This window comes from Bradyrhizobium sp. 1200_D9_N1_1 (assembly GCF_052075915.1).
GTDB classification, from domain to species: domain Bacteria; phylum Pseudomonadota; class Alphaproteobacteria; order Rhizobiales; family Xanthobacteraceae; genus Bradyrhizobium; species Bradyrhizobium diazoefficiens.
The window spans coordinates 6,060,723-6,087,317 of the sequence record NZ_CP197226.1 but is presented as its reverse complement, the minus strand read 5'-3'; the positions used below and the strand labels follow the sequence as shown (position 1 = coordinate 6,087,317).

The window sequence follows — 26,595 nt, the reverse complement described above, 5'->3', positions numbered from 1 at the left end:
CGAATCCAGCATCGATCACATTCCTCGTTTCCGAGGCAAGTGCCGAGGTGGCAGGCTTTTCGGTCGCGCGAATAACAGTCCGTCGGGTCAGGGAGATCCAGATCGGTGCGCATGCTGCGCAAAGAAATCGTGGGATCGGAGGCGCATTAATGAGCTGGGGATCGTCAAAGCGCCTTTGGAAGTTTTCCAAACGCAGGCCAACTGGCTCGAGTCGTCAATGATCGAGGCATTCTAAGTCGCACCGCACGCATTTGCGTTGCGGTGACGATAGCGTCTCACTAGAGAAGCGATGTAGATAGTGAGCAATCGGACGTTGCCGATATAAACGCAGGCAACTGATCTGAATACGAGTCTGCGGAGGAGCTGAATCACAAGCGATAAGCGTCGGCCGCGCGCAGACGCGGCGAGCCGATCTTGGATCCATGATCGTTGCAGGTCGAGCGTGGAGCCAGTTCACGTTGGGCGACGTGTTGCTGTTGAGGGACTTTCTGGAAATGCGACGTGCAGTTGAGGTTGGGACGGCAGCTCGCTTTGGTGCGACACTGCTAGGTGGAGTGATGTTGCTGGCGTGGTTCGAATCGCCCGCTCAATCCCAAACCTCGCAAGGCGCCAACTCGCTTCCACCCGTTACTGTCGATGCTCCAACGCAACAGACGATCCATCGCACGCCGAGCAAACGAGATGCGTCTCGGGTTCGATCAACTTCACGGCGCGTCACGGCGCCTGGTGCCCTGCAAGCCGAAGCTGTCGCTGCGCAGTCGCAGCCGTCGCGGTCGGGTGTCGTGCCCGCCTTCGCAGGCGGCCAGGTCGCTCAAGGCGCGCGACTAGGACTGCTCGGAAACACCGGCACGATGAAGTCACCGTTCAACGTGACGAGTTACACGGACAAATTCATTCGCGATCAGCAGGCAGCGACGGGGGCGGACGCCTTGATCCTCGATCCTTCCGTACGAAGTTCCCATCCAACGGGCGGTGTGCTCGATTCGTTTTACATCCGTGGCTTCCCGGTCAACGAAGGCAATAACGGTGAATTTGCCTTCGAGGGCCTGTACGGGATCGCGCCGACATACCGCATCTTTACGGATTACGTCGAGCGCATCGAAGTGCTCAAGGGTCCCTCAGCCGCGCTCTCGGGCATCGCGCCCAATGGCGGCGTCGGCGGCGTTATCAATGTCGTGCCTAAACGCGCGGGAGAGGATTTGACGCGCTTCACCGTGGATTACGGCTCGGCTGCACGGTTTGGCGGTCACTGGGATGTTGCGAGGCGTTACGGCGACAGCAAGGAATGGGGCGTACGCGCCAGCGGTAGCCTGCGCGACGGCGACACGCCCATCGATCGCCAGTCCGAAACGACCGGGGTCGGGTCGCTGGCCCTCGACTATCAGGGCGAACGGTACAGGTCCTGGCTCTACCTCATCGCCCAGACCGATCGGTTCGATGCTCCGTCACGTCCGTTCCTTATGGCTGCCGGCGTGCCGGTGCCAAAGGCGCCGGACGGCCGGCTGAACGTGACGCAGCCCTGGGAATGGTCGCGCATCAACGACCAATCGGTCTTGTGGCGCAACGAATACGATGTAACCGATCAGGTTACGCTGTTCGCCGACGTGGGCGGCTCGCGGACCAATGTCGAGCGATTCTTCGGTCTTCCGACGATCACCAACACCAGGGGCGACACGACCTCGACGCCCCAATTCTTCGGGCTCAGCATCGATCGACATACATATGATGGCGGCGTCCGGGCCCGCTTCGATACCGGGTTCGTTCGTCATGCCGTCACCTTCCAGGCCTCGGTCTATCACGACGAACTGTACCGGCGGCTTACCAATGGCACGCTGGTTACGTCGAACATCTATAGTCCGACAGTCGCGCCAACTCAGTTCGCAAACGAGATCGCAGGACGCCCTCGGCTTTCGGACAGTCAGCTCACAGGGCTATCGATTGCCGACACCTTGTCCGTTCTCGACGAGCGCGTCCTGTTGACGTTGGGTGTCCGGCGCCAGGGCGTCGAGGCGAACAACTATGTTTCCAATGTCGGAACGCTGGCGAACTCCTACGACAAGAGCGCGACCACTCCCGTGGTCGGCCTCGTCGTCCGGCCCCGAGACAACGTCTCCCTGTATGCAAACTACATCGAAGGTCTAAGCAAGGGCGATATAGCGCCGCAGCAGACGGGTGTTTCCAATGGCGGCGAGATACTCCCGCCCTACATCGCCAAACAGTACGAGGCCGGCGTCAAGGTGGATTTCGGGCGGGTCGCAACCACCTTCAGCGCCTTCGAAATATCGAAGGCGAGCGGCGAAACGTTGGCCGGGCGCTTCGGGGCGACTGCCGAAACGCAGGTGCGCGGGCTCGAATTCAACGTCTTCGGCGAGCTCAGGCCCGATGTTCGCGTCCTCGGGGGCGTTTCGCTGCTGGATGGTACCCTGACGAAGTCCGCCATCACGTCACGTGTGGGCAATACGCCGATCGGCGTTCCGAACGTGCAGGCCAATGTCGGAGCCGAGTGGGATCTCCCGTGGGCTTGAATGGCGCCGTCATCTATACAGGCCGGCAGTTCGTCGATGCGGACAACAAGCAGCCGATCCCGGATTGGACGCGGCTCGATCTCGGCGCCCGCTACACGACGGCGATCAACGGCAGGAAGACGGTGTTCCGCGCGAACATCCAGAACGTGACCGGTACGACTTATTGGTCCAGCGTGGCCTCATTCGGAACGTTCTTCCTGGGAGCACCGCGCACGTATCTGCTGTCGATGACCGTCGACATGTAATCGCTGCTCTCACAGAGCGGTGAGACGCTTCGGATCCTGCTGACAAAAAGCAGGCTGGTCGATGTGCAAGTGTGCCTTCTTCCGCCAACGTGCTCTGTCCCGACCGAAGAGGTAGATCCCGACAGGGTAGCGGAGCTCCACGCGCAAATTCGAAGGACGCCCTGTACGTGATGGACAGTCTTCACCGGCTAACAGTCGCGCACCGTCTGCGACTGCCGCTGGTGCCAGTGGTTCTCTTGGACCTACCAGTCGGGCACGGGAACGCCTGCGGGCGATGAGGTCGGCGATCCGGGCGGCGGACCAAGATCACCGTCCGGTCACTGGTCCGCGGAGCGTTGCCGACATCCGCGATGAACTTCCGACTGTGAAGGACCGAAAGCGGGTTTGAAGATGTAATTTCGGCGCAGTGTCGGCAACCGGATTAGATGATGCGTGGGAGAACGTCGGTGCGCCGGTCCTTGTCGAAATAGCGGTGCTTCAACGCACCGGCGACGTGCAATATGACCAGAGCCAGCAGGCTGTAGGCGAGGGTCTTGTGCAAAAACTGGAACAGTCTGAATCGATCATCATCCTTCGGCAGAAGTTCAGGAAGGTGGATGCCGAAGAAGAACACCCCGTCGCTGTCGGTGAAAGAGCTGGACATCGCATAGCCCATTAGCGGGACAAGCAGCAGCAGCGCGTACATCGCGACGTGCACGGCCTGCGACAGGAGTCTCTCCTGGGCGGGGAGCGGCGCCGGTCCGGGCAGGCGTGACATCGCGCGGATCGCAAGCTGCGCAAGAACGATCAGGAACACCAGCACGCCGAAGGATTTGTGCCAGGGATAAAGCAGGGTGAATTTCTCCGTGACGGTATCAGCCAGCACGGTCATCATCCAGCCGGCCGCGATGAGGCCCAAGGTCAGCAGGGCGCGCACCCAGTGCAGGATCCGCAGTGCCGCCGGATACTTATCGTTCGTTGGGTCAACGTCGTGAATCATGCTTTAGACTCCTTGCCGGGAACGGTCTAGAATGCACATCGGGCAACGGGCATCCACGAAGGTGCGGTTCAGGTAATGTCGGTAGGGGGGTGAACATCCGTGAAGTCGGTTCTTCCCGCTTGGTGCGCGAGACATGTTAGGTTTGAATCGACGCGTCGGGTGCAACATTGGATTCATGGTCCTCAAGCGGAAGTGTGATCTCAAAAATGGCGCCTCCGCGTGAGGATGTCCGATACGCGACACGTCCGCCATGTGCCTCGGCGATGGCGCGAACGATGGATAGGCCCAGCCCAGATCCGCCATAACGTGGCGAGCGCGATAGGGCGCCACGTGCGAACGGATCGAATGCCCGCTTGGCAAACTCCGGCGGCATTCCGGGACCGTCATCCTCGACGCGAATGATGGCGGAGTTGCCAGACTTCAGAGTCGAGAGTTCGATACGGCCGGGCTTCGCGTAGCGTTGAACATTATCGAGAAGGGCGAGCAACGCCTGGCGAATGCGAATCCCGTCGCCGAGAGCGACCAAATCTGCCAGCGTGAGTTCGAGCGAGAATCCGGCGTTTGCGAGCACGGGCTCCAGCAGGTCGGCGACGTTTTGAATTTCCGCGGCGAGCGCGACCGGCCCTCTCCCAAGATCCAGGCGCCCGCTATCGGCCAGCGTGACTGTACGCAAATCGTCGACGAGCCGCGAGAGCCCGTCGATCTGCAGCAGCAGATTTCCGATTGACGCTTCATCGGGCGTGAAAACGCCGTCGGCGATGCCCTGTAGCCGGCCCTTCAGGATCGTGAGGGGCGTTCTGAGCTCGTGTGCGATCGCGGCATTCCAAGCGATCATGTCGTCTGCGTTATCTTGCAGCCTCTGTGCCATCGCGTTGAAATCGGCTACCAGATGAGCCGTCTCGCCGAGCGACCGATCGCCGGGGGACGCGCGCGCTGACAGGTCTCCTGCAGCTATTTTGCGCGCGGTTTCCGCCAAGGAGTTCAGCGGAGCCAGGATTCGTTTCGTCAGCCGGAGCGCGACAACGATCGCAAGGGCCAGTCCGACAAGAAGGAAGACTGCGATCATCACCAAGTCCGGCGCTTCTGGCAAAAGGGGAGGCGGCCCGGGTGGTGGCGGAAAATAGCTTAGATAAATTCCATAGAAGACGAATGAACCGACGAAGACGATCAGCATCGCGATGGTCGCCACGACGCTCATTGAGACGATGATCTGCTGACTTAGGCGATACCGCTTCATATCGCGGCCAAACGATAGCCGATGCCGCGAACACCGGACAGCATGCCAGGCGCGCCGGCCACGTCCAGCTTTTTGCGAAGATTGCTGATATGGCTGTCCACCGTCCGCTCGAGGGCGTCGCTGCCGGGTAGGCAAGCATCGACCAGTTCACTTCGCGTGAAGGCTTTGGTCGGTGTTCGCGCCATGTGAGCCAGGAGACGAAATTCGGTCAGTGTGACCGGCAGTGGTTGTGCCGTTCCATCCACTTCGACCTTTACCATGTGGCCATCGAGATCAATAGCAACGCAATCGACGCGCAGCATGCCGCCGGCGCTTGACCGGCCAGCCCGCCGCAATACCGCTTTGGTGCGAGCAACCACTTCGACCGGATTGAACGGCTTCACGACATAGTCGTCAGCCCCGATGCGCAGTCCCTGCAATCGATCGATATCCTGGTCGAGCGCAGTGATCATAATGACGGGTGTATCGCCCCGGCGGCGGATCTCGGCCAACACCTCCCATCCGTCGAGGCGGGGCATCGTCACGTCGAGAAGGATGAGGTCCGGTTTCAGCGCAAGGTGCAGGTCGAGTGCGGCTCGGCCATCGCCGGCGCGGACCGTGCGGAAGCCCTCACGCGTTAGATAGGCGTCGAGAATTTCGCAGATCTGCGGTTCATCTTCGGCAATGAGGATAAGGGCGTTCATCGGAACACGAGGTCAGGCGTCACTGGATGGGGTCTCTTGGCATAGGGTGAGAGTCCCGTCGACCTATTACAGGCCTTCTCCACCAAGTCTCCATCAATTCTCCATGGTCGATCGACCGTTGCCAGCGATGACGCGGCATACCGGTCCTGCCCGGCGGGCTGGTGGAAGCCGAAGCCGCTCTTGGATCGCCGCGACGCTCTGTAAGGACCATTTCGCATGCGCATCGACCCTGTTCGCACCGCCATTTACGGACTTCCGGTGGTTTTGGCTATTACGCTCGTCTTCGCTATTGCGCTCGTTTTCGCGCGCGACGTCGCGGCAGGACGCACCATGCCGAGAACCGGTCCCTTTGGAGCCTGGCTGACTCAGGCGGGCGACGCCAAGGTGGTGGTGAAGCCCTGCGGCGCGGCAATATGCGGCAAGGTCGTGTGGCTGAAGCAGCCGATCGATAGCGCAACAGGCAAACCTCAGACAGACGACAAGAACCCGGATCCGTCTCTCAGAACGCATCGCATCGTGGGGCTTCAGCTCTTCCTCGATATGCTGCCCTCCACATCGAACTCATGGTCGGGGCGAGTCTATAACGCGGATGACGGCAAGAGCTACGCCAGCACAGTTACCCTACTTGATGCAGCACGACTGGAAGTGCGGGGGTGCGCCGGTTCGGTGTGTGGGAGCGAAATATGGACTCGGGCTGCGCGATAGCCCCGGCATTTAGATGTGAGGTCGCATCATCGCCTGCGACGTCTTCCACAACAGTGGCTTCAGCGTGAAGTCCTCCACCAAATCCCAACTTGGCCTCGACTCTGCGTCAACAGCCGCGAGGCAATGCGCAGGGAGCGAGACGGTGGCCGGGCCGCAGCCCACCTGGCGTGCCACTTCGATACTTTCCATTGGAGAAACTATGAAAAATCGCCCCATTGTCTATGCAACCACGCTGCTCCTGATCGCCTTTGCTGGCGAGGGCCATGCCGGAACAAACGACGGATATTCCGGCGTGAATCTCAACGTGCGGTCCGGACCGAGTGTTCGATTTCAAGCGGTCGGGAGGTTGATGGCCGGTTCATCGCTGACGATTCACGGATGCCTGGCACGCTATACTTGGTGCGACGTGAGCGCATCTGGTGTTCGCGGCTGGGCGTCGGGAGCGCATGTTCAGTTCGTTCACGAAGCGCGCCGCGTCTACGTTCCTGCCTACGCGGCGCAGGCGGAAATCTCCGTCGTAACGTTTAACCTCAGCAGCTATTGGCGTGACTACTATCGTGACTATGGCTTCTACGGCGAAGCCGACCGTTGGAACGACCATCGCTGGGAGGACGACGGCAATCCGCCCGGTTGGCGCGACAATTGGGATGATGACCATGTCGACCCCGAAAATGAGCCCGCGCCGGACAACCACTAGGCGGCTCGATACGCCCATCATCGTCATCTGGAGCGCGTACTCATGAATCGGACCGGAAGGTATGTCCGTAACTGATCGATCTCCTGGGTCTCATCGGCGTGCAACCACCCGTCATTCATTCAATGAAAGGCCCATCCATGAGTGACCTCCTCGTCCGCCTCTACGATCTTCCCGACGTTCGGACCGAGGAGAAGATCGCTTCCCACGGGATCACGGTTCGTCGCGCGATGGCTGCGGAGGCGCATATCGTGCTTCCCTGGATTGAGAGGCATTTCTACAATCCCTGGGTGAGCGAAGCGACACGCGCCTTCACGCGCTCCCCGGTCATGGTCTGGATCGCTGTGCGGCATAACGAGTTGCTGGGCTTCGCCTGCGCCGACTGCTCCATGCGCGGCTTCTTTGGTCCGACGGGAGTAGCGAAGGCTGCTCGTGGGCAGGGCATTGGCGAGGCGCTCCTCTTCACCACCCTGCGCGGCATGCGTGAGGCGGAATATGCCTATGCGGTCATCGGTGGCGTTGGGCCCTTGGCATTTTACCGAAAGCACCTCGACGCGATCGATATCCCGGGCTCCGAAGAAAGCATCTACGGTCCCATGCTGCACGACGACAAAGGGCGAGATTTCGACGACTTTTAGAGCGGCCAGCGCCGCACCGGAAGGAAGAAAGACGTTGCCTTCGTGAAGCGCGCCCGTGCGAACGTTCCGGACCACGCGTGGCTTGGACGCTCCGTTGCGATCGATATTGCGCTCCATTTCGAGCGGCCATTCTTCTCCGTCCTAGCTACAAACTTGATCCAAAACTAGGCCGCCGCACCGTGCCGCAGGAAATTGCCGACGACCTCGCCAAGCACGGCATTGTCTTGGACGTGGACACCGTGCGGAACTGGTTGAAGTAAGCAGCGGACTTACTGCCGGGGCGAATAGTTGGCATTACGCTCCGAATATACGCGATGAGGATGCGCTCCATCGAAGATCGCGATTAACCCGCCTTTAGGCCAGATGGAAATCGTGGTAGCTGACCAACGTTCCGGTCGTCTTGTCCGCCTCGATCTGGAAGCCGGTGGGATCAAACGTACCCAACAAAGCGATGTTGGCGGTATGGGCTCCGTCGGTGATGCTCAGAGTCCCGCCGCTGCTGTCCGCGTTGGGGGTGTAGTTCAGCGTCGGCGCGCTAGCGAAGTTGAAGTCGAGAAGATCAATATGATCGTCTGCGGTCATCCCGGACACGGTCCCTGAGAAGTTGAAGGAATCGCCAAGGATGAGGGTTCCGGTTGCGCCTGCAGCAAACGTGGTATTTTCCGCCGAAGCATGTGCAAACGCCAACGTCGCGGTCCCACTGATCAGCGCTGAACCGTTGCCGCTGACGTTGCCGTCGATCGTGACGTCGCCGTCGTTGGCCCACAACACGCCCGTATTGATGACATCGCTGTGGATGACAAGCCCGCCGGCGCCGGTTGCCTCGAAGGTTCCGGAGTTGGTGATGGCGTTGGTCCCGGTATCAATGTCGAGAGAATTGGTGCCGGTAGCGATAATGGTACCCTCATTGACGAGGGTCATCACTCCATCCCCAAGGTGTCCCGCGCCGGCGATGGTGTTGTCGACGTTCGTGAGCGTGACGTCCGCGACCGTTCCGGTGATCACGTTCTCGCTGCTGTCGGTAAGTTCAACATGGCCGCCGCCCTGCAGGGTGATGCCAAGCTCGATCAACTGCAGATCGGCCTCGTTTCCGGTTGAGTTCAACTCAATGGTGCCGGTGTTGTCGATGATGCCGGATAGCGGCAGGATCGCCCCGTCGCTGATCACCATGTGGCCTGGATTCTCGGTGACCGGCGTGTGATCGAAGACGAAGTCATCAGCAGTGAGCGAAGACGCATCGACCCCGTTCAGTGTGATCGACTGGCCATCGGCGAGCGTGATCACTGCATCCCCGGCAGCATCGTTGGCCATGTGCGCCTGGATGTCGCCAAAACCGGTGAAGTTTGCGTAGCCGATCAGATCGATCTGATCCGAGGCAGCGTCGAAGCTGTAGATCACGTCATGCCCGATCGGCTGGGAGAACACGAACAAGTCGTCGCCGGTGGAGCCGGTCAGGTTGTCGTCGCCTGAGAGCGCGAAGATTGGGGAGCCTTGTCCATAGGCTTCGACGTTGTCGGCGATCATGGCCAACCCGGTGCCGCCCGTAGAATCCGTCCAAGTTTGCGATATATGCAGCGACACCGCGCCCGCGTAATCATCAAGCGTGGTGATAGTGAGTGCGGTGACATCGTTTGTCTGCACCGACCAGGTCCCATCGCCGTTGTCGGTGCCCTCGCTCAGCGTCCAACCCGCCGGAATGCCACTGACGCTGACGCTGACCGTGCCAACGTGATCCACCGGGTTTGTCAGTCCAAGGTTGATGGCTTCGCCGGCAATGCCTGCGGGAGCGAGATGTGCCTGACTGATGTTGGTCAGGGTGACCCCTACGAGATCGACCAGGATGTCGTTAGCGGCGTTCGGAGTTGTGCCGACCTGCTCAAAGACATAGCTATGGGCAGTTCCGGCGATGTTCGCGACAAAAGCAACCGCTGCGCCGGTGCCGGTGGCTATATCGTTGTTGTGAAGGTACTGCACGACGGCTGCGACGTTAGCGGTGGACGTCAGGGTTAGTGCTGACGCAAAGGCATTGGCATCATCGAATGTGATGACGCCGTTCGTGATGGCATGCGATTTCACCGTCTGACCGGAAATGGTCAACGTGGAGTCAGTACCGTTAGTGCCGGCAGTATTGGCCGTCACGTTGGTGACCGGCAGATCAAGGATGTCGTTGGTGCCGGTCGTGGCGAAGTCGTTGATCGCGTCATAGCCGGAAATCGTGCCGGCATCCCCGGAGCCCCCAACGGTGCCGAGAGATTGTCCGCTGTTAATGACAAACGTGTCGCTACCGGCTCCGCCGGTCATTGTATCAGCGCCGCTGCCTCCAGTAATGCTGTCGGCGCCGGAGCCGCCGGCAAGCGTGTCATTTCCGGAGCCGCCGATCAGCGTGTCATTCTGTGCTGAACCGGTGATGGCCGCCGCTGCGCCGGTGTTGGTGACTGTAAAGCCGTTGGCGCCGGTCGCCGCGCTCAAGTCAACGGCAAAGCCGTTGCTGCTCAGGTTTGCCGTACCAGCGTTGCTGGTCGATGACGTGGCCGTAAAGGCTGCAGTGACGGTAGCGTTGGCCGTGGCCCCTGCGCTTATGACAAGGACATCATTCCCTGAAAGATCGGTGACGCTGTCAGTGCCAGAATTGACGTTGAACGTGTCGTTGCCAGCACCACCGGTAAGGGTGTCGTTACCCAAGCCGCCGGTGAGGGTGTCGTCGCCGGAACCAGTCTTGAGAGTGTCGTCACTGTCTCCGCCGATAACAATGAAAGCTCCGGACGTGACTGCGCTTGCATCCAAATTGAGCTTTCCATTGCCACCGATACCAGTCGCGTCGACGGTCAGTGCCCCATTATTTTGGAAAGTCGAAAGGAACGTTACGTTGTCGGTATGATTTCCGCTGTTGGTGTCGACCAGTTTGAAAACTTCAAAATTTGTGAGAAAGAGGTTTCCCACGCCATTCCCAAATGTGAATGGTCCAGGGGAGCCGCCGGTGACGATGAGCGTGTCCGTGCCGGTTCCGCCGGTGATGCTATCTGTACCGTTCAAGGTCAGATTGGTTGCATTTACCGTGTTCGTGCCGCTGGCGTAGAAGATGACGTCGGTCGAACTCGTCGTCAGCGTACCCGGGTTAGGGCTGTCCTGATTGATGGTAACGGTGTCGCTATCGCTCAATCCACCCTGATCCGTCGTCGTGATCGTCAAAGTATCGGCGCCGACGAAAGTATCGGTTGGATTGTAGAGAAGACCATTCAAGGCGTTGTTGATGTTCGCCGCCGTGCCGGAGAAGGTCATGGTCGCGTCGGTCGTACCGTCGCCGGTGGTGAACGAGAGGCCGGTGGTGCCCGATAGCGTCAGCGTGCCGTGCGCGACCGACAGCGTCACTGTCTCGGTCCCAGCGCCTACGTCAACGTCCGAGATTGAGATGAGTTTGGCGCCATTGAATGTCACGTTGGTATTTTGTACCACCTCCTGCGTACCGGGCACCGTATTCACCGGCGCATCGTTGGCGCCGTTGATGGTGACCGTGAGCACCGCGGTGTCGGTGAGATTGCCCGGGTCCTTTACGGCATAATTGAAGCTGTCGGTAATGGTCTGGCCGCTGTTGAGCGCCTGCACCGCCGAGTCGCTGTCATTCACAACATAGGTGTAGGAGCCGTTGGCGTTGAGCGTCAGCGTGCCGTGTGCACCCACTAGGCTGGAGCCTAGCGTGCCGGCCGTGCCGGAGCCTTCGACCGCCCCAGTGCGGATCGCCGATACCACCAGAGATGCGTTGGTGTTGTCGACGTCTGTATCGTTGGTCAGCACGTTGCCGGTCGCGTTCGAGCCCGCGGTGCCATTGCCGGTGCCGCCCGCGTCGGTGGCCGAGCCGGTGTCGTTGACGCCCACCGGCGCATCGTTGACCGGCGTCACATTGATCGTGTCGGTCACGGCCACGCTGTTGGCGGTCCCGTCATTGGTGATGATGGTGACAGTGCGGGCCAGGCCCGACGGGTTATCGCTGGTGTTGAGGTAGGTCACCGAGTCCAGCGCGGTCTGGTAGTTCGCGACGCTGGATGAACCGGTCAAGGTGAGCGTCCCGGTCGCCGCGTTGAACGATCCGGTGATGCCGTTCTGGTTGGTGAAGCCCAGCACGTCCTGGCCGGTGACGTAGTCGCCGGTGATCTGCACCGTCGCCGAGGCCAGATTGGCACTGTCGATGTCGGACACCGTCAGCGCAGGGTCGATCGCGGTGGCGGCCTGGTTTTCCGTGTAGCTCAGCGTATGACCAGCGACGACCACCGGCGCATCGTTGACCGGCGTCACATTGATCGTGTCGGTCACGGCCACGCTGTTGGCGGTCCCGTCATTGGTGATGATGGTGACAGTGCGGGCCAGGCCCGACGGGTTATCGCTGGTGTTGAGGTAGGTCACCGAGTCCAGCGCGGTCTGGTAGTTCGCGACGCTGGATGAACCGGTCAAGGTGAGCGTCCCGGTCGCCGCGTTGAACGATCCGGTGATGCCGTTCTGGTTGGTGAAGCCCAGCACGTCCTGGCCGGTGACGTAGTCGCCGGTGATCTGCACCGTCGCCGAGGCCAGATTGGCACTGTCGATGTCGGACACCGTCAGCGCAGGGTCGATCGCGGTGGCGGCCTGGTTTTCCGTGTAGCTCAGCGTATGACCAGCGACGACCACCGGCGCATCGTTGACCGGCGTCACGTTGATCGTGTCGGTCACGGCGACGCTGTTGGCAGTCCCGTCATTGGTGATGATGGTGACCGTGCGGGCCACGCCCGACGGGTTGTCACTGGTGTTGAGGTAGGTCACCGAGTCCAGCGCGGTCTGGTAGTTCGCGACGCTGGATGAACCGGTCAAGGTGAGCGTCCCAGTCGCCGCGTTGAACGATCCGGTGATGCCGTTCTGGTTGGTAAAGCCCAGCACATCCTGGCCGTTGACGTAGTTGCCGGTGATCTGCACCGTCGCCGAGGCCAGATTGGCATTGTCGACGTCGGACAGCGTCAGCGCCGGGTCGATCGCGGTGGCGGCCTGGTTTTCCGTGTAGTTCAGCGTATGACCAGCGACGCCCACCGGCGCATCATTGACCGGCGTCACCGCCACTGTCGAAGTCACAATGTTGCTGGCGTGGTTTGCCGTCTGGCCGTCATCAACCTGATAGCTGATGGTGCGGGTCGTACCCGACGGGTTGTCGCTCGAATTGAAGTATGTCACCGACTCCAGCGCCGCCTGGTACTGGGCGACAGTCGCAGAACCGGTCAGCGTCAGCACGCCGGTCGATGCGTTGTAGCTGCCTGTGATGCCGTTCTGATTGCTGAAGCCGAGCACATCCTGGCCGGACGTGAAGTTGGCCGTGATCGACACCGTCGCCCCGGTCAGATTCGCACTATCGACATCCGACGCCGTCAGTACGGTGTCGATCGCCGTCGCCGCCTGGTTCTCGGTGTAAGGCAGCGATCCACCATTGGCGTTCAGCACCGGGGCGTCGTTGGTGCCGGTCAGCGTGATGGTCAGCGTCGAGCTCGAGGTCGCGCCGTGCTCGTCGGTGACGGTGTAGTTCGCCACCACGTCGGTGGTGGCGCCCTGCGCCAGGTGCTGGTAGGCGGCATTGGCCGCGTCAAGGCTGTAGCTGCCGTCCGGGTTCAGCGTCAGGCCAGCCACCGCCGCATCGAGGCTGTAGCTCAGAGTGGCGCCATCATCGACGTCGCTGTCGTTGCTCGCGACCGTGCCGGTGATGGTGCTGTCTTCCAGGCCGCTGTTGGTATCCGCCACCGCAACCGGGGCGTCGTTGGTGCCGGTCAGCGTGATGGTCAGCGTCGAGCTCGAGGTCGCGCCGTGCTCGTCGGTGACGGTGTAGTTCGCCACCATGTCGGTGGTGGCGCCCTGCGCCAGATGCTGGTAGGCCGCATTGGCGGCATCGAAGCTGTAGCTGCCGTCCGCGTTGATCGTCAGGCCGGCGACCGCGCTGGTCTGCGCGTAGGTCAGGATCGCGCCGTCATCGACGTCGCTGTCATTGCTCGCGACCGTGCCGGTGATGGTGCTGTCTTCCAGGCCGCTGTCGGTGTCCGCCACCGCGACCGGGGCGTCGTTGGTGCCGCTCAGCGTGATGGTCAGCGACGAGTTCGAGGTCGCGCCGTGCTCGTCGGTGACCGTGTAGTTCGCCACCACGTCGGTGGTGGCGCCCTGCGCCAGATGCTGGTAGGCCGCGTTGCCGGCATCGAGGCTGTAGCTGCCGTCCGCGTTGATCGTCAGGCCGGCGACCGCGCTGGTCTGCGCGTAGGTCAGGACCGCGCCGTCATCGATGTCGCTGTCATTGCTCGCGACGGTGCCGGTGATGGTGCTGTCCTCACTGCCGCTGTTGGTATCGGCTACCGCGACCGGCGCATCGTTGGTGCCGGTCAGCGTGATGGTCAGCGTCGAGCTCGAGGTCGCGCCGTGCTCGTCGGTGACGGTGTAGTTCGCTACCACGTCGGTGGTGGCGCCCTGCGCCAGGTGCTGGTAGGCCGCATTGCCGGCATCGAGGCTGTAGCTGCCGTCCGGGTTCAGCGTCAGGCCGGCGACTGCCGCATCGAGGCTGTAGCTCAGAGTGGCGCCGTCATCGACGTCGCTGTCATTGCTCGCGACGGTGCCGGTGATGGTGCTGTCTTCCAGGCCGCTGTTGGTATCCGCCACCGCGACCGGGCCGTCGTTGGTGCCGGTCAGCGTGATGGTCAGCGTCGAGCTCGAGGTCGCGCCGTGCTCGTCGGTGACGGTGTAGTTCGCCACCACGTCGGTGGTGGCGCCCTGCGCCAGGTGCTGGTAGGCGGCATTGCCGGCATCGAGGCTGTAGCTGCCGTCCGAGTTCAGCGTCAGCCCGGTCACCGCCGCATCGAGGCTGTAGCTCAGAGTGGCGCCGTCATCGACGTCGCTGTCATTGCTCGCGACGGTGCCGGTGATGGTGCTGTCTTCCAGGCCGCTGTCGGTGTCCGCCACCGCGACCGGGGCGTCGTTGGTGCCGCTCAGCGTGATCGTCAGCGTCGAGTTCGAGGTCGCGCCGTGCTCGTCGGTGACGGTGTAGTTCGCCACCACGTCGGTGGTGACGCCCTGCGCCAGATGCTGGTAGGCCGCATTGTCGGCATCGAGGCTGTAGCTGCCGTCCGGGTTGAGCGTCAGACCGCCCACCGCGCTGGTCTGCGCGTAGGTCAGGCCCGCGCCGTCATCGACGTCGCTGTCGTTGCTCGCGACCGTGCCGGTGATGGTGCTGTCTTCCAGACCGCTGTTGGTATCCGCCACCGCGACCGGGGCGTCGTTGGTGCCGGTCAGCGTGATGGTCAGCGTCGAGTTCGAGGTCGCGCCGTGCTCGTCGGTGACGGTGTAGTTCGCCACCACGTCGGTGGTGGCGCCCTGCGCCAGATGCTGGTAGGCCGCGTTGCCGGCATCGAGGCTGTAGCTGCCGTCCGGGTTCAGTGCCAGGCCGGCGACCGCGCTGGTCTGCGCGTAGGTCAGGACCGCGCCGTCATCGATGTCGCTGTCGTTGCTCGCGACCGTGCCGGTGATGGTGCTGTCTTCCAGACCGCTGTTGGTATCCGCCACCGCGACCGGAGCATCGTTGGTGCCGGTCAGCGTGATGGTCAGCGTCGAGCTCGAGGTCGCGCCGTGCTCGTCGGTGACGGTGTAGTTTGCCACCACGTCGGTGGCGGCGCCCTGCGCCAGGTGCTGGTAGGCGGCATTGGCCGCGTCAAGGCTGTAGCTGCCATCCGGGTTCAGCGTCAGCCCGGCCACCGCCGCATCGAGGCTGTAGCTCAGAGTGGCGCCGTCATCGACGTCGCTGTCGTTGCTTGCGACGGTGCCGGTGATGGTGCTGTCCTCACTGCCGCTGTTGGTATCGGCCACCGCCACCGGGGCGTCGTTGGTGCCGGCCAGCGTGATGGTCAGCGACGAGTTCGAGGTGGCGCCGTGCTCGTCGGTGACGGTGTAGTTCGCCACCACGTCGGTCGTGGCGCCCTGCGCCAGATGCTGGTAGGCGGCATTGGCGGCATCGAGGCTGTAGCTGCCGTCCGCGTTGATCGTCAGGCCGGCGACTGCCGCATCGAGGCTGTAGCTCAGAGTGGCGCCGTCATCGACGTCGCTGTCGTTGCTCGCGACGGTGCCGGTGATGGTGCTGTCTTCCAGGCCGCTGTTGGTATCCGCCACCGCAACCGGGGCGTCGTTGGTGCCGGTCAGCGTGATGGTTAGCGTCGAGGGGGCGCTGGCGCCGTGCTCGTCGGTGACGGTGTAGTTCGCCACCACGTCGGTGGCGGCGCCCTGCGCCAGGTGCTGGTAGGCGGCATTGGCCGCGTCAAGGCTGTAGCTGCCATCCGGGTTCAGCGTCAGCCCGGCCACCGCCGCATCGAGGCTGTAGCTCAGAGTGGCGCCGTCATCGACGTCGCTGTCGTTGCTTGCGACGGTGCCGGTGATGGTGCTGTCCTCACTGCCGCTGTTGGTATCGGCCACCGCCACCGGGGCGTCGTTGGTGCCGGCCAGCGTGATGGTCAGCGACGAGTTCGAGGTGGCGCCGTGCTCGTCGGTGACGGTGTAGTTCGCCACCACGTCGGTCGTGGCGCCCTGCGCCAGATGCTGGTAGGCGGCATTGGCGGCATCGAGGCTGTAGCTGCCGTCCGCGTTGATCGTCAGGCCGGCGACTGCCGCATCGAGGCTGTAGCTCAGAGTGGCGCCGTCATCGACGTCGCTGTCGTTGCTCGCGACGGTGCCGGTGATGGTGCTGTCTTCCAGACCGCTGTTGGTGTCGGCCACCGCGACCGGGCCGTCGTTGGTGCCGGTCAGCGTGATGGTCAGCGACGAGTTCGAGGTGGCGCCGTGCTCGTCGGTGACGGTGTAGTTTGCCACCACGTCGGTGGTGGCGCCCTGCGCCAGGTGCTGGTAGGCGGCATTGGTGGCATCGAGGCTGTAGCTGCCATCCGGGTTCAGCGTCAGGCCGGCGACCGCGCTGGTTTGCGCATAGGTCAGGACCGCGCCGTCATCGACGTCGCTGTCATTGCTCGCGACCGTACCGGTGATGGTGCTGTCTTCCAGGCCGCTGTTGGTGTCGGGCACCGCGACCGGCGCATCGTTGGTGCCGGTGATGTCGATCGTGACCTGCTGGGTGGCGAGGCCGCCATGGTGGTCGTCGACCTCGACCGTAAAGCTGTCGGCGAGATGCTCGCCGACGGCGAGCGCATCGACCGCGCCGCTGTCGAGCACAGTGTAATGCCAGGTGCCGTCGGGATCGACGGTGGCGGTGCCGTGGGCGGCGGCGACGCTGACCGACAGCGTGTGGGTGTCGATGGCATCGACGTCGGAGAAGCTGACCTGGCCGGTGGCGGTCTGCGCCGCGGCCGGGAGGTCGTCGCCTTCCGACACGGTGCCGGACTGCGTGGCGCTGGTGATCACCGGGGCGTCATTGGTGCCGACAATCGTCACTGTCACGGTCTGCACCGCGGTGCCACCGTGGCCGTCCGAGATCGTCACGTCGTACTTCTGAGTCAGCGTTTGGCCAGCCTGCAGATAATCGACGGCGCCGTCGGCGACCGAGAAGCTCCAGCCGATCGCGCCGCCATTGCCGGTGTCGTGGTTGGTGGTATCGAGCGTGAAACTGCCGAGGTAGCCGCCGCCCTGCGGCGCGAAGCTCGCGGTATGGCTGTCGAGCGTGTCGACGTCGGTGAAGGCCACGGCGCCGGAGGCGGTATGCGGTGTGTTGGCCGCCTCGGCCGCCGACATATCCGCCCACTCCGTCGCCAGGCCGCTCTGCGCCGACGAGATGATCACCGGCGCATCGTTGGTGCCGACAATCGTCACTGTCACGGTCTGCACCGCGGTGCCACCGTGGCCATCCGAGATCGTCACGTCGTATTTCTGGGTCAGGGTTTGGCCGGCCTGCAGATAATCGATGGCGCCGTCGGCAACCGAGAAGCTCCAGCCGATCGAGCCGCCATTGCCGGTATCGTGGTTGGTGGTATTGAGCGTGAAGCTGCCGAGATAGCCGCCGCCCTGGGGAGCGAAGCTCGCAGTGTGGCTGTCGAGCGTGTCGACGTCGGTGAAGGTCACCGCGCCGGAGGCGGTATGCGGCGTGTTGGACCCTTCGGCCGCCGACAGATCCGCCCACTCCGCCGCCAGGCCGCTCTGCGCCGACGAGGTGATCACCGGCGCATCATTGGTGCCGGTAACCGTGATGGTCAGGTTGGCAGTGCACGAGCCGCTATGATTGTCGGAATTGGTGTAGCTGAAAGTGTCGTAAACCAGCTGGTCTGCCGCTAACGCCTGCACATTGGCCTGGGCATTGTTGAGCGTATAGGTGTACGTGCCATCGGAGTTGAGGTGCAGCGTGCCGTAGGTGCCGACCACATCAGCACCGACCTTGGTGGCAGAGCCGTTGATGGCCGTGACGCTATGACTGTCGTGCGTATCGGCGTCGGTATCGTTGATGAGTACGTTGCCGCTGACTGAATTCGGCGCGGTGTCTTCCTTCACCGCACTTGTGTCGGCCGCTGCAACGGGGCCATCGTTGACCCCGGCAATTCTCACTGTGGCGGTCGCCCAGCTCAGCGTCCCATTGCCAAGCCGGATAGCGTAAATGAATGAATCTGTGAAAAAATCCCCTGCTGACAGGGCAGCGACTTGAGCGCTTAATGCTGACGCGTCATACCCGACTTTACCATCCGCCGTGATCCAGATTTTTGCGCCATTCAAGCTTGTATCGCTGCTGGTGGCTTCGACGCGCGCGGTATCCTGAGTCAGCAAATCAGCCGCACTATAGCCGCTCATGGCGCCGCTGTTATTAATGCCGTTGTCGATGGAAAAGAGGGTCTTGGCATTGCCCCCAAGGTCATTTCCCATGACATCGAAAAAGACAGGCTGAAGGTTATCCTCCGTCAGCGAAATGGATACACCGGCGGCGGTCAGGCCACTCGTAAAAATATCGTTCGTCGCTTGCGGTGTGTTGGAGAATGAAGTGGTGCTGCCGCCGCCGGTTGCCTGAGTAGCCATGTCTTCGACCTCAAAACGCGTAGAATATGAAAGTCATTTGGGAGCAACCCGAACACGGGTGAGCAACGTGACGGATTCGGGCGACCTTGAAGCGGCCCAGAACTCTGCAGTCGTGTCCTGACGAGGAGATAGCGAAGGTGCGCCGTCGCTCGACGAGGTCTGCAGATCGGCTGAATCGATCACCGGAGCCGCCGTCACCCGGGAGGCAATCGCAACTGCCATAGACAGCTCGACCGAAAGATCCGATGGTCGAGATGAACTCGAATTGTCCTTGAGGTGAGAATTAGTTTCAGACCAGCCGGCGGCTCGTAAAGACGTCGAGGTGAATAAGGCGCTGCTCACAACACACTCCACTCTGCCGATGCAGAGCAGGTGCAATCGCATTCGAAGAGCAACTCACAGGAGAGCGCCGGCAATGAGCGCCCGTTCAGCGCCTACGCGCCGCCGCCAGAAGAAACTCTGGCCTGTTGTGAAAAGATCCCGACGCCATTAACTCCTGCCCCGTTCGTGCTCGGCCTCCTGACGACCGCGCACGGCTTATGATTTTCCAATAACGTTTCTTGCTTTAGTAAGGTCCCTTCAGAGATCGAACCCGACAGTCGCCCGCGGCACAGGGGCGTTCGCACGTATGGATCAGCGTAAGAATCCCAATCCGGGCTGGAAAACGCTGTGCGCATCCCCGCGTCGGCGATTCGTTTGAAATGTGAGACGAGCAATCGCGCAGCCCCTGCTTCTCGTACATCGGGATGCTCGCTAGGAATCTCGGTCGGGGCAACGGCCCAAGAGGGGTACTCCGTCGGGACCACGTAAGACTACGGTTGCGCATGCTGATCGACCGCACCTGCGGCACATTATCGACGAATTCGCAGATAGCTAATTGGCGCTTCTTTGCCGCCCGGGGTCAGCAAGACTAAGTGCCGGCTTCTTAGTCTTGCTCAGTCTAAGCATGGCATCCGGCCCCAAGGCTTTCGCCTCCCGGTCAACGAGGAGCTGGCCGCGGAGTTCGGCGTGTCACGCGTCACGATCCGGCAGGCCGTCGAGTTGCTTTCAGCCGACGGCGTCATCGAGGCGCGGCAGGCCCGCAGCAGGCGCGGTGCGGAAGGACCGCTGGCTCAAGGTCGAAACTACGCTGTCGGTTCTCGCCGATATGTACCGCGACACTTCGCTGGAGATCGTCAACATCTCGGCGAGGCACAGCGACGCGCCGGCGTCTCCCGAGGACGGCAACGGCCGACTTCATGCGCCGGCTTCATTCGCCACTCGGTCCGTCGCACCGCGGCCGAAACAGGCCGTCATGCGATCAGTTGCCTAACTTGGCACAAATCGAGCCAAGCCTGACAAGTTGCTAGTGTGTTGCTGTACCTAGCTCAAATCGGCCCATGATGGATTGGAGCGAGAGTTCAAGTTCTTCAATTGCTTGGAAGGCGGCGTATGCACCGGGAGATCAAGAAAAATCTCGACACAGCCAATGTGAGCAGACCTCGTGAGATGAGATTGGGCTGCCTCGGGTCGGCGGAAGAGCATGCCCATTGTTTCCGAGGGCAGGGGAGATAGGTGAGTGCTGACGATCAGCAACAGTTGTTGGAAACATGAGGCGCCACCCTCTCATCTCGCTCCGTGCAGCCCCGCTGGTCGAACTTGCTGCACCCATGCTTGAGTTCGATCGCGTTAGCTGCGCTTTGGCGAGGTCGTTTCTGGGGCGAAACAGGTGTGGTCCGCGGCGATGGCAGACTTCGGCCGATGAGGAGACTGCTCACGCTCTTAATCGCTTTGTTGAACGTTCAGTAAAGCCATTTGCTAAACATGCTTGGCGATGGCCAACTTCTGGCTCGCCGGTTATCCAGGCGGGCTGGATTGCTCCGCGGCGCCAGATCGGCAATCGAAGCTTTCGACAAAATCCAGGCATTTCGCTGCGCTGCGAACATCCCGCTTGCGCGCGCGAACGTCGCGAATCTTTTCGCCAGGCTAGCGACAAACCGGCTTGACGGGCTCCAAAATTTAGTAATACGTTTAGTCCTACAAAAAACTAAACATCACGCATCGAGCCGATGTGTGGGAGGAGCCCAAGCCCTTCCGGACCCGTTTCCGGAAATGGTCCGTCTCGTTCTCCACTCATCGCTCCTCAAACTCGGTTTCAGGATCTTGGCGTCGTTCCGGCAGGGAGCGCCGAGCGGGTTGGATGCTTCAACGAGAGAGGAAACGGATATGCGGACATTCAATTGGCTAAGAAGCTCGGCGGCAACCACGGTCCTCGGCACGGCGCTGCTGGGGATATTTGGCGGAGGCGAAGCCGCAGCTCAGGGCAAGCAGCTTACGCTGTGCTGGGCGGCATGGGATCCGGCCAATGCGCTGGTCGAGCTCGGCAAGGACTTTACCAAGCAATCCGGCATTGAGATGAAATACGAGTTCGTCCCGTGGACGAGCTATGCCGATCGCTTCCTCAACGAGCTCAACTCCCACGGCAAGCTCTGCGACCTGATCATCGGCGATAGCCAGTGGATCGGCGGCGCCGCCGAGAACAAGTGGTACGTCAAGCTCAACGATTTCTTCGACAAGGAGAAGATATCGATGGACGACTTCGTCCCGGCGACGGTCGTCGGCTACTCGCAGTGGCCGAAGAACTCGCCGAACTATTGGGCGCTGCCGGCTATGGCCGATGCGGTAGGCTGGACCTACCGCAAGGATTGGTTCTCGCGGCCCGAGATTCAGTCCGCCTTCAAGGCAAAGTACGGCCGCGACCTGGCGCCGCCGAAAACCTATGACGAGTTGAAGCAGATTGCGGAGTTCTTCCAGGGCCGCGAGATCGACGGCAAGAAGGTCTATGGCGCCTATATCTTCACCGAGCGCGGCTCGGAAGGCATAACCATGGGCGTGACCAACGTGCTCTACAATTACGGCTTCAGCTACGACAATCCAAAGAAGCCGTATCAGATGCAGGGCGTCGTCAATTCACCCGAGGCGGCCAAGGGGCTCGAGTTCTACAAGGAACTTTACAAGTGCTGCACCGCGCCGGGCATGACCAACGCCTACATGCAGGAGGGGCTCGATGCCTTCAAGTCCGGCCAGGTGGCGATGCAGATGAACTGGTTCGCCTTCTTCCCCGGCCTCTACAAGGATCCGAATGTCGGCGGCGACAAGATCGGATTCTTCGTCAATCCGGCCGGCCCGAATGGACACTTCACGCAGCTTGGTGGACAGGGCATCTCCGTGGTGGCGACCTCCGACCGCAAGGACGACGCGCTCGCCTATATCAAATGGTTCGCGCAGCCCGCTGTGCAGCAGAAATGGTGGCAGCTCGGCGGCTACTCGGCCCTGAAAGCGGTGGTCGATGCGCCCGACTTCCCGAAGAGCGCGGCGTTCGCGCCGCAATTCTTGGAGTCGATGGGAATCGTGAAGGACTTCTGGGCCGAGCCGTCCTACGCGCAACTGCTACTCGACATGCAGAAGCGGGTGCACGATTACGTCGTCGCCGACAAGGGTACCGCGCAGCAGGCGCTCGATCTCCTGGTCAAGGATTGGACCAAGGTCTTCAAGGAGCAGGGCAAGCAGGTCGCGTCGCAATAGGCGCGGCGCTCGCATCAACTGAACCGGTTTCCCCGGGGGTGTCCCCCGGGGAAACCGAACCAGCCAGCCGATGGACCAGATGACGACGATCCTTCAACCTGATGATGCTACGATTGCCGGCATGAGCGAGCCCGCCAAATCTCGCGACGCACGGCGCGTGCGCGGCCTTTCCGACCGCACCATTGCGTGGCTGTTCGTTGCGCCGACGATCGCGCTGTTGCTGGCGATCAACATCTTTCCGCTGGTGTGGATGATCCGGCTGTCCTTCACCAGCCTCAACCTCAGCATGTCCTATCTGCCGCTGCGGTTCGTCGGGCTCGACAATTTCACCGACATCCTCACCGACGAGGACGTCTGGTTCCGGCTCCAGACCACGGCGCAATTCGTGATTTGGTCTGTGGCACTACAGGTGGTCATCGGCTATGGCCTGGCGCTGTTGATCAACCGCCAGTTTCGCGGTCACAGCTTCTGGACCACGATCATCCTGCTGCCGATGATGTTGTCGCCGGCGGTGGTCGGCAACTTCTGGACGCTGCTGCTGCAGCCGCAGATCGGGCCCTTCAACTACGTGATCAGCCTGTTCACGGGGGTGCCGCCGAGCTCGTTCAGCATGACCGGACAGGTCTCGCTCGCGTCCTGGACCATCGTACTGGTCGACACCTGGATGTGGGCGCCTTACGTCATGCTGATCTGCCTCGCCGGGCTTCGCTCCATTCCCCACTACATCTATGAGGCGGCCGAGGTCGATCGCGCCTCGCCGTGGCGGCAATTCTGGTCGATCACGCTGCCGATGACGGTGCCGTTCCTGATGCTCGCCGTGCTGTTCCGCGCAATCGAGAACTTCAAGATGTTCGACATGGTCAACCTCCTGACGTCGGGAGGCCCGGGATCGACCACGGAGCTCGTGTCGATCACGCTGAAGCGCGCGGCATTCGAGAAATGGCGCACCGGCTATTCCTCTGCGCTCGCCATCATCCTGTTCGTGACCGTGTTCGGTGCCGCCAACATCTACGTCAAAGCGCTCAACAAGGTGAAGCAACGATGACCGCTGCACTCGCCAAGTCAGTCCTGGCCAAGTCCACCGCTCATTCCATCGTCGAAGCCTCGCCGCGTTCGAAGGCCGTGGCAGGTGGCCTCGTCATTCTCTATGCCGTGATCACGATCCTGCCGCTACTCTGGATCGTCGCTACCGCATTCAAGTCGCAGAGCGACGCCATCGCCTATCCGCCCAAGGTGCTCTTCGAGCCGACCCTCGAAGGCTATGTCAACCTTTTCACCGTGCGCACCCGCCAGACGCCGGACTTCATCGCCAAGCTGCCGCCGCCGGAGACGTGGTACGACACGCTCGTGCGCCAGCGGGACATGGTCATTGCCGGGCCATCGAAGGTCGTGCCGCGCTTCGTGAACTCGCTGATCATCGGGTTCGGCTCGACGTTCCTGGCCGTGTTTCTCGGCACGCTCGCGGCCTACGCTTTTTCGCGCTTTCGCATTCCCCTGGCTGACGACCTGCTGTTCTTCATTCTCTCGACGCGAATGATGCCGCCGGTCGCGGTCGCGATCCCGATCTATTTGATGTACCGCCAGCTCAATCTGACCGACACCAGGCTCGGAATGATCCTGCTCTACACCGCCGTGAACGTCTCGCTCGCAGTCTGGCTGCTCAAGGGGTTCATCGACGAGATCCCGCGCGAGTATGAGGAGGCCGCTCTCGTCGACGGCTACACGCGACTCCAGGCCCTGCGCAAGGTGGTATTGCCGCAGGCCGTCACGGGAATTGCGGCAACCGCGATCTTCTGCCTGATCTTCTCGTGGAACGAATACGCCTTCGCGGTTCTCCTGACGAGCGGCGAAGCGCAGACCATGCCGCCATTCATCCCATTCATCATCGGCGAGGGCGGGCAGGATTGGCCGGCGGTGGCTGCCGCGACTACGCTGTTCGTTGTCCCGATCGTCCTGTTCACCGTGTTGTTGCGCAAACACCTGTTGCGCGGCATCACATTCGGAGCTGTGCGCAAATGAGCGGTTCTGCGGTTGCCAAGGGCGGAGTGTCTCGCTGGTTCCGTCGCGGGCCTTGGGAGGCCGGCGCGATGACCCTGATCGGAGGCGGCATCATCATGCTGGTGCAGCCCTGGACGATTGATCTGTACAGCTATTCGTTCGTGACGATCCTCATCGGCACGGTCGGCTACGTGATCGTGAGCCATTTTCCGGAATAGGGCGGTCAACATGGCACAAATTCGCGTCGAAAACCTGCGCAAGTCGTTCGATCAGTTCACGGCCGTGCAAGGCTCGAACTTCACGATCGACGACGGCACCTTTTTCGCGATGCTCGGGCCCTCCGGCTGTGGCAAGACGACCACGCTGCGCATGATTGCGGGCCTCGAGCTGCCGACCGAGGGCAAGGTCCTGCTCGACGGCGAGGACGTGACGTTCCGCCGTGCCGCGGCCCGCGACATCGCCTTCGTCTTCCAGCTTTTCGCGCTCTATCCGCACATGAATGTTGCCGACAATATCGGCTTTCCCCTGAGGTGCCAGGGCATGGGCCGGCGTGCGGTCCGCGAGCGCGTGCAGGAGACGGCGCGGCTCCTGCGGATCGAGCATCTCCTGTCGAGCAAGACGTCAAAGCTGTCGGGTGGCGACCGCCAGCGCGTGGCGCTGGGGCGCGCTATGGTCCGGCGGCCCAAGGCCTTCCTGATGGACGAGCCGCTCGGGGCGCTCGACGCCGAGTTTCGGCATCTGATGTGCGGCGAGCTTCGCGACCTCCATGATCGCATTGGTGCAACTACGGTCTACGTGACACATGACCAGCTCGAGGCGATGTCAATGGCGGACCGGATTGCCGTCATGAACAAGGGGCGCGTCGAACAGATCGGCTCGCCGCAGGAGATCTATGACCGGCCCGCGAGCATGTTCGTGGCCGATTTCATCGGCTCGCCGTCGATGAACTTCTTGCGCTTTGAGGGCGGCCTACGATCCGGAGATCGGGCCATCGCCTTCCATGATGCCAGCATCGCGGTCCCGGAGATCCGCGAGGATCGCGCGAGCGCGCCGCTGGCGCTCGGGATACGCCCGGAGCATATCCGTTTCGCCGATGCAGCACCCGTCCGCGGCGAGGTGTTCGGCGCAGAATATCTCGGCACGACGCAGATCGTCACGGTCGACACGGCGCATGGACGCGTCGCTGCCCGGCTGCCCTCCAGCGCGTCGGTGCGGATCGGCGAGACGGTCGGTCTCGAATTCCATTCCGAGCGACTGGCGTTGTTCGATGTTGGCAGTGGCATGGCGATCCGGACCGCCAATGAGGGGAGCCCGCGCCATGGCTGACGTCATTCTGCGCAACATCAGCAAGCGCTTCGGCACGATAGAGGCGGTGCGCGAGCTCTCGCTGGCGATCAATGACGGGGAATTCCTGGTCCTGCTTGGGCCGAGCGGCGCCGGCAAGACCACGACGCTGCGGCTGATCACCGGGCTCGAGAGCCCCGACACCGGTTCGGTCATGATTGACGGCCATGACGTGACGCATGATCCGCCGGGATCGCGCGATATCGCCTTCGTCTTCCAGCAGTACTCGCTGTATCCGCATCTCACTGTCTATGACAATCTGGCATTCCCGCTACGCTCGCCCGCGCGGCGCGTGCCCGAGCCCATCATCCGCAAGCGTGTCGAACAGACGGCGGAGCTGCTGCATATCGCAAGCAAGCTGAACAACCGTGCAACCCGCCTGTCCGGCGGTGAGATGCAGCGGGTGGCGATCGGCCGCGCATTGGTTCGCGATCCCGCGATCTACCTGATGGACGAGCCGCTCTCGTCGCTGGATGCGAAGCTCCGTTCGGAGCTGCGTCTCGAGCTCAAGCGGATCCAGCTCGAGCTTGGCGCGACTATCCTTTACGTGACCCACGACCAGGTCGAGGCTATGACCATGGCCTCCCGGATCGGCGTGATCAAGGATGGCCAGCTCCTTCAGCTCGGCACGCCGCGGGAGATCTACGAAAGCCCCTCCAGCTCCTATGTCGCCTCGCGTCTCGGTACGCCGCAGATCAATTTCCTTCCGGCACGTCTCTTGTCCGACGTGTCGGTGCCGCCGGAAACGGAGACCGTCGGCATCCGTACCGAGCATCTGAAGGTCGGTGCGCGCAATGGCGGACGGATGGTCGGCCGCGTCCACCGGGTCGAGCACCTCGGCGAACAGAATCACGTTCATCTGGACTATAAGGGCGAAATGCTGGTGACGCTTGCGGATCCGCATCAGCAGCCGCTAAAGGCAGGTCAGGAGGTCGAATTGCACCTGGTACATCCGCTCTGTTTCGATCGCGCGGGGCGACGCATCCCCGCGATGATTCTCTAG

General features: G+C 62.0%; 14 protein-coding genes and 2 pseudogenes. 12 read left to right on the top strand and 4 right to left on the bottom strand.

What is annotated here, in order from left to right; genetic code table 11:
- Positions 1 to 422: 422 nt before the first annotated feature.
- Together AB5K84_RS29350 and AB5K84_RS29345 are read left to right on the top strand one after the other, a co-directional pair.
- Positions 423 to 2,770: pseudogene (locus tag AB5K84_RS29350) on the top strand (TonB-dependent receptor).
- Positions 2,771 to 2,833: 63 nt separating this feature from the next.
- Positions 2,834 to 3,012, top strand: a pseudogene (locus AB5K84_RS29345) (ParB N-terminal domain-containing protein); the annotation flags it as partial.
- Positions 3,013 to 3,191: 179 nt separating this feature from the next.
- On the opposite strand, the gene AB5K84_RS29340 reads toward AB5K84_RS29345, so the two are convergent.
- From AB5K84_RS29340 to AB5K84_RS29330, 3 genes are all read right to left on the bottom strand, one after another.
- Positions 3,192 to 3,749 carry a cytochrome b gene (locus AB5K84_RS29340; RefSeq protein WP_011086339.1) on the bottom strand — a complete coding sequence of 186 codons (558 nt, stop codon included), beginning with the start codon at positions 3,747 to 3,749 and terminating at the stop codon, positions 3,192 to 3,194.
- 136 nt (positions 3,750 to 3,885) lie between these two features.
- Positions 3,886 to 4,986 carry an ATP-binding protein gene (locus tag AB5K84_RS29335; RefSeq protein WP_011086340.1) on the bottom strand — a complete coding sequence of 367 codons (1,101 nt, stop codon included), beginning with the start codon at positions 4,984 to 4,986 and terminating at the stop codon, positions 3,886 to 3,888.
- Positions 4,983 to 5,669 (bottom strand): response regulator, encoded by a 687-nt coding sequence (locus AB5K84_RS29330; protein WP_011086341.1) that lies wholly within the window; start codon positions 5,667 to 5,669, stop codon positions 4,983 to 4,985. The genes AB5K84_RS29335 and AB5K84_RS29330 overlap by 4 nt, the downstream gene beginning before the upstream one ends.
- 216 nt (positions 5,670 to 5,885) lie before the next feature.
- On the opposite strand from AB5K84_RS29330, the gene AB5K84_RS29325 reads away from it, so the two are divergent.
- The 3 genes from AB5K84_RS29325 (at position 5,886) to AB5K84_RS29315 (ending at position 7,706) form a co-directional block, all read left to right on the top strand.
- Positions 5,886 to 6,374: a DUF2147 domain-containing protein gene (locus tag AB5K84_RS29325; RefSeq protein ID WP_011086342.1), complete on the top strand. Its 489-nt coding sequence runs from the start codon at positions 5,886 to 5,888 to the stop codon at positions 6,372 to 6,374.
- Positions 6,375 to 6,573: 199 nt separating this feature from the next.
- Entirely contained in the window at positions 6,574 to 7,071 is a 498-nt protein-coding gene (locus AB5K84_RS29320; protein WP_011086343.1) for an SH3 domain-containing protein, read from the top strand.
- Positions 7,072 to 7,208: 137 nt separating this feature from the next.
- Positions 7,209 to 7,706 (top strand): GNAT family N-acetyltransferase, encoded by a 498-nt coding sequence (locus AB5K84_RS29315; RefSeq protein WP_038965933.1) that lies wholly within the window; start codon positions 7,209 to 7,211, stop codon positions 7,704 to 7,706.
- A 354-nt stretch (positions 7,707 to 8,060) separates the two neighbouring features.
- Here the strand turns inward: AB5K84_RS29315 and AB5K84_RS29310 are convergent, their stop codons facing one another.
- Complete coding sequence (locus AB5K84_RS29310; RefSeq protein WP_082901030.1) at positions 8,061 to 18,686, bottom strand: VCBS domain-containing protein; 10,626 nt, start codon at positions 18,684 to 18,686, stop codon at positions 8,061 to 8,063.
- A 1,008-nt stretch (positions 18,687 to 19,694) separates the two neighbouring features.
- Between AB5K84_RS29310 and AB5K84_RS29305 the strand changes: the two genes are divergently transcribed.
- The 7 genes from AB5K84_RS29305 (at position 19,695) to AB5K84_RS29275 (ending at position 26,595) form a co-directional block, all read left to right on the top strand.
- Positions 19,695 to 20,024 (top strand): hypothetical protein, encoded by a 330-nt coding sequence (locus AB5K84_RS29305; RefSeq protein ID WP_236842223.1) that lies wholly within the window; start codon positions 19,695 to 19,697, stop codon positions 20,022 to 20,024.
- A gap of 867 nt (positions 20,025 to 20,891) precedes the next feature.
- The gene (locus AB5K84_RS29300) at positions 20,892 to 22,250 is read left to right on the top strand and encodes an ABC transporter substrate-binding protein (protein WP_011086348.1); all 1,359 of its coding nucleotides are present in this window, start codon (positions 20,892 to 20,894) and stop codon (positions 22,248 to 22,250) included.
- 70 nt (positions 22,251 to 22,320) lie between these two features.
- Positions 22,321 to 23,295: a carbohydrate ABC transporter permease gene (locus AB5K84_RS29295; RefSeq protein ID WP_011086349.1), complete on the top strand. Its 975-nt coding sequence runs from the start codon at positions 22,321 to 22,323 to the stop codon at positions 23,293 to 23,295.
- Entirely contained in the window at positions 23,292 to 24,269 is a 978-nt protein-coding gene (locus tag AB5K84_RS29290) for a carbohydrate ABC transporter permease (RefSeq protein ID WP_051000396.1), read from the top strand. Before AB5K84_RS29295 ends, AB5K84_RS29290 begins: the two co-directional genes overlap by 4 nt.
- Positions 24,266 to 24,466 carry a hypothetical protein gene (locus tag AB5K84_RS29285; RefSeq protein WP_011086351.1) on the top strand — a complete coding sequence of 67 codons (201 nt, stop codon included), beginning with the start codon at positions 24,266 to 24,268 and terminating at the stop codon, positions 24,464 to 24,466. Before AB5K84_RS29290 ends, AB5K84_RS29285 begins: the two co-directional genes overlap by 4 nt.
- Before the next feature lie 10 nt (positions 24,467 to 24,476).
- Complete coding sequence (locus tag AB5K84_RS29280) at positions 24,477 to 25,574, top strand: ABC transporter ATP-binding protein (protein WP_011086352.1); 1,098 nt, start codon at positions 24,477 to 24,479, stop codon at positions 25,572 to 25,574.
- The gene (locus AB5K84_RS29275) at positions 25,567 to 26,595 is read left to right on the top strand and encodes an ABC transporter ATP-binding protein (RefSeq protein ID WP_011086353.1); all 1,029 of its coding nucleotides are present in this window, start codon (positions 25,567 to 25,569) and stop codon (positions 26,593 to 26,595) included. The genes AB5K84_RS29280 and AB5K84_RS29275 overlap by 8 nt, the downstream gene beginning before the upstream one ends.

What these genes read in the sequence shown, in the direction of transcription:
- AB5K84_RS29340 (WP_011086339.1), bottom strand. Translation starts at nt 3,749, where the DNA reads ATGATTCACGACGTTGACCCAACGAACGATAAGTATCCGGCGGCACTG.
- AB5K84_RS29335 (WP_011086340.1), bottom strand. Translation starts at nt 4,986, where the DNA reads ATGAAGCGGTATCGCCTAAGTCAGCAGATCATCGTCTCAATGAGCGTC.
- AB5K84_RS29330 (WP_011086341.1), bottom strand. Translation starts at nt 5,669, where the DNA reads ATGAACGCCCTTATCCTCATTGCCGAAGATGAACCGCAGATCTGCGAA.
- AB5K84_RS29325 (WP_011086342.1), top strand. Translation starts at nt 5,886, where the DNA reads ATGCGCATCGACCCTGTTCGCACCGCCATTTACGGACTTCCGGTGGTT.
- AB5K84_RS29320 (WP_011086343.1), top strand. Translation starts at nt 6,574, where the DNA reads ATGAAAAATCGCCCCATTGTCTATGCAACCACGCTGCTCCTGATCGCC.
- AB5K84_RS29315 (WP_038965933.1), top strand. Translation starts at nt 7,209, where the DNA reads ATGAGTGACCTCCTCGTCCGCCTCTACGATCTTCCCGACGTTCGGACC.
- AB5K84_RS29310 (WP_082901030.1), bottom strand. Translation starts at nt 18,686, where the DNA reads ATGGCTACTCAGGCAACCGGCGGCGGCAGCACCACTTCATTCTCCAAC.
- AB5K84_RS29300 (WP_011086348.1), top strand. Translation starts at nt 20,892, where the DNA reads ATGCGGACATTCAATTGGCTAAGAAGCTCGGCGGCAACCACGGTCCTC.
- AB5K84_RS29295 (WP_011086349.1), top strand. Translation starts at nt 22,321, where the DNA reads ATGGACCAGATGACGACGATCCTTCAACCTGATGATGCTACGATTGCC.
- AB5K84_RS29290 (WP_051000396.1), top strand. Translation starts at nt 23,292, where the DNA reads ATGACCGCTGCACTCGCCAAGTCAGTCCTGGCCAAGTCCACCGCTCAT.
- AB5K84_RS29285 (WP_011086351.1), top strand. Translation starts at nt 24,266, where the DNA reads ATGAGCGGTTCTGCGGTTGCCAAGGGCGGAGTGTCTCGCTGGTTCCGT.
- AB5K84_RS29280 (WP_011086352.1), top strand. Translation starts at nt 24,477, where the DNA reads ATGGCACAAATTCGCGTCGAAAACCTGCGCAAGTCGTTCGATCAGTTC.
- AB5K84_RS29275 (WP_011086353.1), top strand. Translation starts at nt 25,567, where the DNA reads ATGGCTGACGTCATTCTGCGCAACATCAGCAAGCGCTTCGGCACGATA.